Genomic DNA, 11,208 nt, shown 5'->3' with positions numbered 1-11,208 from the left:
CTGGAATTGCGTTTCGATCGCACTTAGAGATGCGTTACGGTTGTAGGATTCATAGTAAAACAATTGGCGACACTGCTTGGAGGATAGCATCCTAAGTCTCTGTATTTATAGGAGGTCTGCCCTTGGGTGGCAGAGGTTTTACCCGCTGGTTCGTAACCGTTGGTTAACGAAGTATGGTTTGACGCAATCTGGGAATCGGGTAACTGCTTATCGACGGAAAATCACTGACGATCGCGAAAAAACCGTCGTGAGGAAAAATGATAACAAACCAGCAGCAGATCCAACAAGCTGAATCGTCGGCGATGAAGATCAGGCGACAGTCACAGTTGTTGTCTTCGCAACTCCAGTCAATTCGCGAACGACTTTATGAGCCTGAGGCTGCAAAATCCCTTAAAACTTTTACGTCGCGCGAGGTTGCTGCGCTACTCGGCATTGCGGAATCCACGCTACGCCAGATGTCGCTTGACGGTGAGAGCGCTATCCCCGACCGACAGGACAACGGCCGGCGGATCTATACGCTTCACCAGGTAAATCAGATACGTGAGCATCTCGCCCAAAAGCGTCCAAACGAAGCACTGGTGTTCTTGCCCCGACGCCGGGCGGGTGACAAGCTACAGGTTGTTGCCGTCGCAAACTTCAAGGGCGGCTCGGCTAAAACTACCACAACCGTGCATCTGGCGCACTATCTGGCAATCCGGGGGCTTCGGGTGCTTGCAATTGATCTAGACCCGCAAGCATCATTGTCGGCAATGTTCGGATACCAGCCCGAGTTCGACGTTGATGAAAACGAAACTGTCTATGCCGCGATTCGTTACGATGATCGTCGCAGGTCTGTTCACGAGGTAATCAGACGAACCTATTTCGCAGGAATCGATTTGATCCCGGCAAACCTCGAGTTGATGGAGTACGAACACGAAACTCCGCATGCTATCGCGGATGGCTATGGGCGAGGAGACGAGATCTTTTTTCGCAGGCTTTTGACGGTCATCAGCGAAGTTGAGGCGGACTACGATATAGTCCTTGTCGATGCCCCTCCCCAGCTCGGTTACCTTACGCTCGGCGCCCTCTGTGCTGCCACCGCGCTGCTTATCACAATTCATCCAGCAATGATTGACGTTGCCAGTATGAATCAGTTTCTAGCTATGATGAGTGATCTCATGGGCGTGATCGAGAAACGCGGCGGTACACTCAGCCACGATTTCATCCGCTATGTGATCACGCGACACAACCCCAACGACGGTCCTCAAGTTAACGTCGTCACTTTGTTACGCTCCCTGTTTAAAGAGGATGTTTTGGCTCCGGCTGTTGCCGAGACTACTGCGATTGCAAGTGCCGGGCTTGAAAACAAGAAGTCTTTATGAATTGTCAAGGGGTGTCGGACGCGATACGCTTAGTCGCGCACTCGAGTCGGTGGATTCGGTCAATCGCGAGATTTTCCATCATATCAAAAACGTGTGGGGTAGATGATGGTCAATCCCAAAGAGCGAAACCAGCGAATGAAGAGCCTGTTTGCTCAGGTCGATACGGAGGTCCTTGCTAAGCAATCGGCACCCTCACGCGCCGAGCAGGAAAAGCGGCGAGTCGGTTCGGTGGCTGTAAAATCAATGGATCGTGCCTTCGTCTCGATCGAAGATGAGAACAGGCGCCTTCATGATCAGTTGCTTTCGTGTGAATCGGTTATCGAACTCGATCCCGATCGAGTCGCCCCGTCGTTTATCAGCGACCGCTTGGATATAGAGGGCGATGGTACGTTTCAAGCGTTTGTCGAAGGGATTAGAGAGGCCGGGCAGAAACTTCCGATCCTCGTGCGTCCCTTGGCTGGGAGGCCAGGTCAATACCAGGCTGCATATGGCCACCGGCGTCTTCGCGCTTGCCAGATACTTAAACGCCCCGTCAAGGCGATCGTACGCGAGCTAAGCGACGAGGAGCTTGTTATCTCACGGGGTATTGAGAACTCGGAACAACTCAATCTATCCTTCATCGAGCAGGCCCTGTTTGCCTTTAATCTGAAGGAGCGGAAGTACTCGCGGGAATTAATATCGAACGCGCTTGGACGTAAAGAGGGCCAGCGCCTCGCCTCGATATCGATTCTTACAAATACCGCGGCCCTGATACCTGAGGGACTCATCCGGTGATCGGCCCGGCGCCGTCGGTTGGACGTCCAAAATCGGAAAAGCTGGGCGCTCGCGTCCACAATCGAATCCTGAACGCCCGGCAAAGGGAAATCTTGGCGGAGCTGACTGCGTCTCCAGCATGGGCTCAGTGCCGAAGCGACCAGCGGTTCGCGCTCATCATGGAAGCGTTTGATCTTTCTGCAAAAAGCAAACCGGATATTGTAGAGTCGCCTTGGACGATGGCATCGTCATAGTAACGAGGCGTACCGATAATTCGAACTCGCTTTTCAATTCCTGACGATCGACTTCCGGGGCTTTCGGACTGGCTGCTGCAACGGCTACCCGATCTCTTTCAGGAGTTCAAAGACGACAAGGGAAGGGTTCTGGAATGATCTAGAAACGAGAAATGGAAAAAGGGCCTATCGACTGCAATCGACAGACCCTTCAATCACGGCCAACGGAGCATCTCGGCACCGTCAACGTCAGCTCTAGCGGGCTAATTCTAAGACGGATAAGGGTGTTAATCAAGTCGCTGTAACTGTCAGGGACGGTTTTTTTGCGCTTAGCTTCCGGCGGCTTCCTGAAAAATCGCATTATTGGGACTGCGATCGAGAGATCCGCAGCAGGATAGCTATGACTGAAGCTTTGTCAGTGGCGTCGTTCCGACGCGTGACTCCTGGAATTGCCGCAAGTGCACGTCTTGCAATGGCAAACGACATACCAGATACGACAAAATCGGAAATGGCTTTGCTCCTGAAGAAGGCTGCTCCAGTTTTGGGCATAGATGGCACGACGTATCATGTAATGGATATCCTTCTCGGTCTTTCCCAGGCCGATGACTGGAAAGGCTCTGGGCGTCCAATCGTGGCCATATCTAATGCGAAACTCGCTGAGTATACGCTGCGCTCGCAGCGCACCGTAATGCGATGCATCCGACGGCTCGTAGAGGCGGGTGTTGCAGCCTACCGGGACAGTTCGACAGGTCGGCGCTTTGTATATCGCAACGATAAAGGCGAAGTGACGGCTGGCTTTGGAATTGACTTCACACCATCCCGTGTAAGGGCTGGCGAACTTAAGCAGGCGGTGATCCAGTACCATCAGCAATTGAACGCCGAACTCGCTGCCAAACGCGACATCAGCCGCCTGTCGCGTGCGATTGAAGATCTCTGCCTGTCCAATCCCTCGCAGATGACGACTGAAAGATCCGAGCTCGAGTCCATACTGGCGGGTGGGGGCGGGTTGGTTGAACGCGCAAATCGTATAAGTTCGCTTCACGAACAGGCGTTGGCTGCATTGGCGCCGGAGGACATTCCGTTCCGTTTGTCATGCGAGGGTGACATTGATGACAGCGCTAATATCAATACAACCCATGAATCAGAATCTGAAAGTAGAAAATTGCGGGCCCGCTCTACAGAGCGGGAACAAATTAGCAAGAACGACCGCTCCGCGGTCGAAATGGCTTTTAAAAGAAAGTCTCGCGAAGCGGAGGGGGTTAAGCAAGACAACGGAAGTTGCGATGGCCGCGACTCTTCCACGATCCAAGGGGAGGTTTTGGGCTCTGTGTCAGTTGGGCTCATTCGCGCGGCGTGCCCCGGTGCTCAATCAATGATAGGCCAAGAGTTCGAAAGTTGGTATGCGATCGGCCGGTCAGGCGAAACGCTGCGCAGGATGATAGGGTTGTCCGAAGCAGGTTGGGCAGATGGTCAGAAGAAAGTGGGCCAGTACGCGGCAGCGGCGATCTTAGCGACCGTGCTTGAAAAGTCAATTCGAGATCCGGAGCAGATTTCCAGGCCGGGGGGCTATTTCCGGGCCATGATAGATCGAGCGATCGTCGGAAGGCTGAACCTGGAGCGGAGCCTTTTCGGACTGGCAGACAGCAGGTATGAAAGTTCATGAGAGGAGTAACAGCTGTTACCTGTCCGGCCGGCCCAACAACTGATCGCTTGCGTCCATATGTGCGGCCTGTTGTTGCGTTCGCACATGAACGCTGGCCAAGATGGTTTCCGCAACACAGGCCCAGACATCAAGTCGGCCTTGAGGGTCCAAAGGGATGCCCAGAGTATCCTGTGTCCCGGATCGATCGATCACACCATCTGCTATTATCTTGCAAGTTGTCGTATTACCAACACGTGGTGAAGATCACGTTTCTCCTCTCGAAACAGAGATTCATGCGACTTCAGGTCGCACTCCGGCGTCAAGGACGACGCGGTCTCCCCCAATTTTTCCGCCGCTGCGCTTCTCAGAAAAATCGGTTCCCCCGCTTGCCGCCGCTGGCGGTCGCGTTCCGCGATCCCTGGCCCCTCGCGGCCTACGGTGCGGTCTCCTTTCGTCAGAGACAGAAAGGAGAAACTGATATGTCCGATGACTGGTACGTAAGCGTCCGAGGAGCGCCGCCTTGAGCGCGTAGGATGAATCTGTCGTTTTGTGGCTATGGACAGGCATATGGACAGTTTTCGGACAGCGGTGAGCCGGCTTGAAATCATCGACATGGGGCGTCGGCGGCGTTTTACCGCCGAAGCGAAGCTGAAGATGCGTTTTCTGGCCATCGTCGCCAGGTTTCCGCGACGGCGGCGAAGCATGGGGTTTCCCGCTCGCAACTGTATCGCTGGCGTCAGTTGGTGCAGACCGGCAATCTGGGCAGCATTCGGATTGAGGGCTTCGTGCCGGCGTTGATCACGCCGGACGCCCCTGCGCCCGTGCCGGCTGCATCGAAGCCGGTCGCGGGTGGTGGTCGTATGGAGGTGCTGAGCGCGAACGGCCGGCGCGTGATCGTCGACCGTGACGTAGACGTCGCTGTGCTGCTGCGCATCCTGCGCGGGCTGGAGACGTTGCGATGATCCCGATCCCGACAGGCGTTCGGGTGTGGCTGGCGACGGGCCATACGGATATGCGGTGCGGGTTCCCGTCCTTGGCGCTGCGGGTGCAGGAGGTGCTGAAACATGACCCGCTGGGCGGTCATCTGTTCTGCTTCAGGGGCAAGCGCGGACAACTACCGACATTCTGCATACGTTTCCCGTTATTCGACGATTGCCTATCCTTGGCACCCGCTGTTCGGGAGGAAAGTGCAGGTCTCACCGTTCAGGCGTGGCAAAAGTTTAACCTGCATCTACACGGATGAGCGTCCAGATCTGTGCCGCGAGTTGCCGAATTGGATGTTCGATCAAAGCTATTGCACTACCATGGCGCTAGGGCTGCCTGAGATCAGCATTGCCGGTCTCAACGAATTGGCAGCGGCGCTGGCATCGTTCGGCGCGACTCACGCAATAGGAGCAAAATACCGTCCTTCGAGGAAGAAGGAGAAGGAGAAGGATGATGCGAAGCAGGCGACATCAAAATCGCGACCAACTCGTTCTGCAGTTGGAGCGCCAAAATCTACAGGTTCCGGCGGTCAAGAACGTCAAAGGGTTGGAGGAAGCGCTGGCGGATCTTCTGCTGGAAGCTTTGGACGCGAACAGAATGACGAAGACGGGAGGCGTTGATGAACACGAAGATCACGCCTGACCATCTTGGCCGCGCCGCTGTGGTCTATGTCCGCCAGTCCACAATGACTCAGGTCACCGGCAATCTGGAAAGTCAGCGCCGGCAGTATGATCTGGCTGGAGCTGCCGCAACGACCGGCTTTGCATCGGTGACCGTAATCGATGACGATCTCGGCCGCTCCGGCTCAGGCAGCATGGAACGGCCTGGATTCGAACGGCTTGTGGCACAGGTTTGCTCCGGCGATGTGGGAGCGGTCTATTGCATCGAGGCATCCCGCCTGGCGCGCAATGGCAGGGACTGGCATCATCTGATCGACCTTTGCGCCCTTGCCGGTACGCTGGTCATTGATCCGGATGGTGCCTATGACCCGCGGCTCGTCAACGATCGTCTGCTGCTTGGATTGAAAGGCACGATGTCGGAGTATGAGCTTAGCTTGATGCGTCAGCGCGGCATCGCAGCACGCGGTTCCAAGGCTGGACGCGGGGAACTGCGGTTCATGTTGCCGCCGGGCTTGTGCTGGAGCGAAGTGGGCAAGATCGAGATCGACCCGGACGAACATGTGGCTGAGACGATCAGGCTTGTCTTTGCCAAATTCCGGGAGCTGGGAAGTGGACGACAGGTCTTTTTGTGGCTGCGGTCGGCCGATATCAAGATGCCGGTCGTTCTGCGCAATGTGAACGTCTGCAAGCTCGTCTGGAAAGCGCCAGCGTACCACAGCGTCATGCAGATCCTCCACAACCCACTCTATGCAGGCGCCTATGCCTTCGGAAGACGCGCACAGCGAACGCGGATCATCGATGGTCGCGCTCGCAAAGCCACCGGGGTGCGCAAACCCCGGGATGAATGGAGCGTGTTGCTGCGCGACAATCATCAAGGTTACATCAGTTGGCGGGAATACGAGGAGAACCACAAGCTCCTGGCCGAGAACGCGCACATGAAGAAGAACTGCGATCGCAAGTCAGCGCGTGGCGGCCGTGCCCTTTTGACCGGGCTGATGCGATGCGGTCGCTGTGGCCGAATGATGCGCGTCTTCTACGGCAGCGCGAAGGGCAACGCGCATCGCTATCAGTGCCGCGGCGACGATGCACACGTGGGTGTCGGCCTTTGTATCGGCATTGGCGGCGTCAGGGTCGATCGCGCCGTTGCGGTCCAGATTCTGGAAGCGGTGTCTTATCGTGCCGTCGAAGCGGCAATCTTCGCCTCGGATCAAGTCGAGCGGTCCCGAAGAGATGGCATTGCGGCACTCGAGCGGGATCTCGAAGGCTCACGCTACGAAGCGCTGTTGGCCAGTCGCAGGTATGAGCTTGTGGACCCGGCCAAGCGGCATGTTGCACGCGAACTGGAGGCCCGATGGAATGATGCCCTGGAGCGAGTGGGCGTGCTTGAGCGCAAGATCAAGGACCTGTCCGCGCTGTCAGCAGCGCGCCCCGTCATCGATCGTGGCCGACTCCTGCAGCTTGCCCAGGATCTCCCGACCGTCTGGAATGCGCCCTCCACTGAGACGAGAACAAAGCAGCGGCTCATTCACATCCTGGTTCAGGAGATTATTTGCGATCTCGACGATGCGACCAACGAGGCGGTGCTGTTGATCCATTGGACCGGAGGTCGGCACACAGAGGTGCGTGTGGCGCGCGTCAAGACCGGAAGATATCCTGCTGAGCTCGCACCATCGGCCGTCGAAGCACTGCGCAAACTGGGCGGACATTGGCCAGATCGGGAACTCGCGGTCTCCCTCAATCGGATGCTTTGCAAGACAGGTAATGGCGAGAGCTGGACGGCCGTGCGTGTTCGTGACATGCGCGAGCGTCTGGGAATTCCCGAATATGATGCCACCAAAGTGGAGATACCGATGATCAGCTTGATGAAAGCGGCGGAGAAACTCGGTATTTGCGTGGGATCGGCCAAAAGCCTGGTGCAGAGGAATTCTTCCTGCAACGCAAATCCTTCCTGGCTCGCCGTGGATGGTTCCGGTAGATGCGTTAACCTCGGAAGCCGTCCAGGGGTGCAGGGTGTCGTCGATCGACGCCCCAAGTTTTATGAAGATTATCAATACGATAAAGTCGCCCGGTTGCCCGGAATTTGATGGAGGGATGCATTATGAAGCGCACTGTGGTGATCTGATCAAGGTCGTTTGGCACGATGGCCAGGGAGCCTGCCTGTTCACAAAACGGCTCGAAAGAGGCAGGTTTAAATGGCCTTCGTACTACGTCCATCAACTCGCAGTGCTTGCGGGTTTCAGGCTTATCGTCCTCGCCAATCGCATCGACTGCGCGGACGCATTCTTGCTGGAACTGCATGACGAGCTCGCCGAGGGTTGCGGCAGACAATGCAAAAGCATCGATGCGAAGCTTCAAGGATCTTGTTTCCCATTTGCTTTGTTCTCGACTGCCTACACGCACCTGGAATCCGGGTCTACTAAAGCCTTGGGCCGGGCGCCCCCGGATTCCGCCATACCTTACTCCCAGCGCCTCCTGAGGAATGCGCGCCACTAACGATCAGTGAGTCTACGGCTTTTGTCTTGATCCCAACGAAGTGTTTCTTAATGAAATACAAAATGCCTTGATGGATCGCGCCTGAGGGGTAATGTGATTGAAAGAAACAAGAGGAGCTCAATTATGGATAGTTCCACTCTGCAAGGTGGCGGATCCGGAACTGTAGCCGCGCATGACGCCCGCGAGACACAATTGCTTGATCTACCCGACTCGCTGCTGACGGAAGTAGCGAAACGTTTGACTACAGAAAATCCAGTCGAGACAGCGGAAAATGTCGCAAATTTTAACGAAACTCATGCCTTGACCAGCCTTTCGACTCGAACAGAACCTTTCGAGACGTTTAAATCGCGCCTCAAAATACTCAGCTATCATGCGAAACTGCTGCCTCACACGGTTAGGCACGCACCAACACTTCCAGACGGGGAACGGCTGACTGAAAACCAACTGGCACGCATGCAAAGCGAAGTTGCATATCGTCCAGTGTTGGGCACCGCGTATACCCATCACGCTGGCCAAGCTCCAGAACGGTTGGCAGGGACCGACTTGGCCCGTAGAATCGAGGGCATCTCTGACGAGGTCTTCGACGTGGCGGAACCCGTAATGTTTAGGGAGATCTCCGCTCATGAGTTGATGCCGAAGATTCGGCCGATCGCCAAATCAATTAAGGAAGCCCATGACGGTGCGCGAGCGGAATTGATGTCTGCGGATAGGCAGAGGGAAGGACGCGGTCGATAATATTTCCCGCGCCGCTACAGTGCCTTAAAGCATGTCGCGCAAAAGTGTGCAGCGGTTTTGCGGCAACGACATGCGTTAAAACAAAGAGCTAAAGCGCGTCGCATGAATCAAGTTTGACGCGACGCGCTTTAGTTGCAAACATTCCAATTGACGGGCTAATGCGTCCGTCGGAATCATACGAAGCTTCCCGGATAATGTCGTGTTCGAATTCTGATGAAAAGTCGGCGACGACGCTCTGTACGCACGATTAAAAACGCGTCCCTAGTGAGGTATCCCATTACGATGGCTGGCGCAGCGGCTGATGGCCCGCTCAAAATGACAAAAGCGCCGAACGGGCAGCTGTTTTAACGATTGAGTGTGGCTGGCAACGGACGACCGTACCCGCTACGCCTGCCATGTAACTCACTCGGAGATGCATGATCAACCGCTTTGCTTTCTTCAACGACGGCATCTTCGGACGATGACGGCGACAACTCCTCTGTTTCTGGCAGACGCGCAAAAAATACTCCTGCGACCGGAATATTCTTCGGCATGCGGACCAATATTTCATTTGAAACCATTTCACGCGACCTTTGCACGTCGCGACCATTTACAAACCCTGCCATGCGGTAAGCGTCGCCCGGGTGGTCAATCGCCGGCGCGGGGAGGTATGTACGGATGAATGAAAGATATTCACCGACTCGCCAGAATTTCAAAATGGGTGCAAGGTCGTGGTCTATCCCAGCCCTCACCGTTACTGCGGTGATCTTTGGCGTGATGGCAGTTGTATGCTGGCAGGACAACGAAACCAATTGGGCAATCCTTACCCAGCTGCGAGCGATCAATATCGACAGCGCCTCGTTGCAGCGGGATGTCCTCCGCGCCCGTACCGGTATGGTTACGACCTACCGGCCCATCCTTTCCAGGTTAGGAAATTTGCGAAGAAATCTGGAAAATCTTAAGCTGCGGTTTCAACAATCTCCCCTTTTGAGCGGCGACGATTTCTCTCAAATGCTGAACCAGCTGAAGGTGTCCGTGGACACGACCGATGCTGCCGTCGCAACCTTTGGCGCGCAGAACGTCCTCCTGCAGGATTCGCTGGCCAGCTTCACCCGCGCGCTCAGCATTCTTCCAGGACCGTCGTCTACGGATCAAAGGGGCCAATTCCTGAAACTGGATAACCTGATGCTGCAGTATATACGTCAGCCAAGCCCAGCTCTTTCGGGGGCGATTAGCCTTGAACTTGACAGGATCCAAAACACCCGCGGTGCAGATGAAGCCACGTTGCGCATACTTTCGCGCGAGGGGCCAATTATTCTGTCGCTCTTGCCCCGGGTAAACGATGCGGTAAACGTGATTCAGATCTCCGATGCCACTGAAATCGCCGAAAGATTGCAGCGCAGATGTCTGGAGGCGTACAGCTTGGAAAGCGTGAGGGAGCAGCGTGCACGAACCTTCCTGGGTTTTGTTGCGGTTTGCCTCTGCATCTACATCATTTCACTGGTCTACCGGCTACGCCGCAAGACTGACTGGCTAGCGAGGCGGCTGGACCACGAGGAATTGATCAAGGAGATCGGCGTTTGTTTCGAAGCTGACGGAGTCTCGGCGCCATCGCTTGAGTCCTCGGCGCAAGTTGCGCTTGAAATTATCCAGCGCTTCTTTAATGCCGATGCATGCGCGCTGGCACTGGTGGACCACGGCGACAGGTGGGCTGTTGAAACTTTCGCCGCGACGCTTCCTTTGCCGGTATGGGAGGACCGGACGCTACGCGAAATGGTCTCGCTTGCCAAGTCGAATGAACGGGCGTCGGTGTTTCGCGTCATGCCGACGCGCAAGACTGGCTGTTTTTCGCGGGAAATTCCGGGCCTCTCGATACTTCTGGCACATAAATCCACGGATCAGTTGATAGCAATTTGCTCCCTGGGCTACCAAAGCTATCATCTGCGAGCGAGTGCTGGTGAAATTCAGCTCCTCGAACTCGCTACGGCCTGTCTATGTCATCACATCGATGTGCGGCGCAAGCAAACCGAATGTGGTATTCTTGGGAGACGCCTGGAGCATGCGGAACGCCTTCAGGCAGTCGGAACACTCGCCGGTGGAATAGCGCACGAATTCAACAACATCCTGGGCGCGATCATCGGGCACGCCGAAATGGCGCAAAATTCATTGCGTCGATCTTCGGTCGCGCGAAAATACATCGAGCATATAATCTCTTCGGGCGACCGGGCCAGGCTCATCATCGACCAGATTCTGACGTTGAGCCGAAAGCGGGAACGCGTGATCACGCCGTTCAGTGTCTCGGAACTCGTGACGGAAATCGCGCCATTGTTACGCGTTGCGTTGCCACGCAACATCGACCTCAATTTCCGGTTTGACGACAAACGGACCGTGGTCGAGGGAAGTCCTCT

At 55.6% G+C, this 11,208-nt stretch carries 6 protein-coding genes and 5 pseudogenes; 10 read left to right on the top strand and 1 reads right to left on the bottom strand.

Annotated features, from left to right (window positions below; translation table 11 throughout):
• Positions 1–257 precede the first annotated feature (257 nt).
• The 9 genes and pseudogenes from repA to MHI61_RS03915 all read left to right on the top strand — a co-directional run bounded on the left by repA (position 258) and on the right by MHI61_RS03915 (position 8,821).
• Positions 258–1,467: pseudogene (repA, locus tag MHI61_RS03955) on the top strand (plasmid partitioning protein RepA).
• Complete coding sequence (repB, locus tag MHI61_RS03950) at positions 1,464–2,135, top strand: plasmid partitioning protein RepB (protein ID WP_239789424.1); 672 nt, start codon at positions 1,464–1,466, stop codon at positions 2,133–2,135. The pseudogene repA and the gene repB overlap by 4 nt, the downstream one beginning before the upstream one ends.
• Positions 2,136–2,747: 612 nt before the next feature.
• A complete protein-coding gene (gene repC / locus MHI61_RS03945; RefSeq protein WP_011427339.1) occupies positions 2,748–4,010 on the top strand; it encodes a plasmid replication protein RepC in 1,263 nt (420 codons plus the stop codon).
• Positions 4,011–4,544: 534 nt separating this feature from the next.
• Positions 4,545–4,951 (top strand): annotated as a pseudogene (locus MHI61_RS03940) (transposase).
• Positions 4,948–5,043 (top strand): annotated as a pseudogene (locus tag MHI61_RS32760) (IS66 family insertion sequence element accessory protein TnpB); the annotation flags it as partial. The pseudogenes MHI61_RS03940 and MHI61_RS32760, both read left to right, overlap by 4 nt.
• A gap of 10 nt (positions 5,044–5,053) precedes the next feature.
• Positions 5,054–5,593, top strand: coding sequence for a hypothetical protein (locus MHI61_RS03930; protein WP_011427341.1), 540 nt, complete (start codon positions 5,054–5,056; stop codon positions 5,591–5,593).
• Positions 5,593–7,677 (top strand): recombinase family protein, encoded by a 2,085-nt coding sequence (locus MHI61_RS03925; protein WP_239789423.1) that lies wholly within the window; start codon positions 5,593–5,595, stop codon positions 7,675–7,677. Before MHI61_RS03930 ends, MHI61_RS03925 begins: the two co-directional genes overlap by 1 nt.
• Positions 7,678–7,705: 28 nt before the next feature.
• A pseudogene (gene tnpB / locus MHI61_RS03920) lies at positions 7,706–7,792 on the top strand (IS66 family insertion sequence element accessory protein TnpB); the annotation flags it as partial.
• 417 nt (positions 7,793–8,209) lie between these two features.
• A complete protein-coding gene (locus tag MHI61_RS03915) occupies positions 8,210–8,821 on the top strand; it encodes a hypothetical protein (protein ID WP_011427344.1) in 612 nt (203 codons plus the stop codon).
• A 344-nt stretch (positions 8,822–9,165) separates the two neighbouring features.
• On the opposite strand, the gene MHI61_RS03910 is transcribed toward MHI61_RS03915, so the two are convergent.
• Positions 9,166–9,426 carry a hypothetical protein gene (locus tag MHI61_RS03910; RefSeq protein ID WP_133118182.1) on the bottom strand — a complete coding sequence of 87 codons (261 nt, stop codon included), beginning with the start codon at positions 9,424–9,426 and terminating at the stop codon, positions 9,166–9,168.
• Between the two features lie 52 nt (positions 9,427–9,478).
• Here MHI61_RS03910 and MHI61_RS32590 point away from each other — a divergent pair.
• Positions 9,479–11,179, top strand: a pseudogene (locus MHI61_RS32590) (two-component system VirA-like sensor kinase); the annotation flags it as partial.
• Positions 11,180–11,208: the final 29 nt, after the last annotated feature.

This window comes from Rhizobium sp. K102 (assembly GCF_022385315.1).
GTDB lineage: Bacteria > Pseudomonadota > Alphaproteobacteria > Rhizobiales > Rhizobiaceae > Rhizobium > Rhizobium croatiense.
Note: the sequence above shows the minus strand (reverse complement) of the source record. Positions and strands in the feature narration are given on the sequence as shown.

Bases quoted from the DNA above. Each gene is read 5' to 3' on its own strand.
- repB (WP_239789424.1), top strand. From the start codon at position 1,464: ATGATGGTCAATCCCAAAGAGCGAAACCAGCGAATGAAGAGCCTGTTT.
- repC (WP_011427339.1), top strand. From the start codon at position 2,748: ATGACTGAAGCTTTGTCAGTGGCGTCGTTCCGACGCGTGACTCCTGGA.
- MHI61_RS03930 (WP_011427341.1), top strand. From the start codon at position 5,054: ATGACCCGCTGGGCGGTCATCTGTTCTGCTTCAGGGGCAAGCGCGGAC.
- MHI61_RS03925 (WP_239789423.1), top strand. From the start codon at position 5,593: ATGAACACGAAGATCACGCCTGACCATCTTGGCCGCGCCGCTGTGGTC.
- MHI61_RS03915 (WP_011427344.1), top strand. From the start codon at position 8,210: ATGGATAGTTCCACTCTGCAAGGTGGCGGATCCGGAACTGTAGCCGCG.
- MHI61_RS03910 (WP_133118182.1), bottom strand. From the start codon at position 9,426: ATGGCAGGGTTTGTAAATGGTCGCGACGTGCAAAGGTCGCGTGAAATG.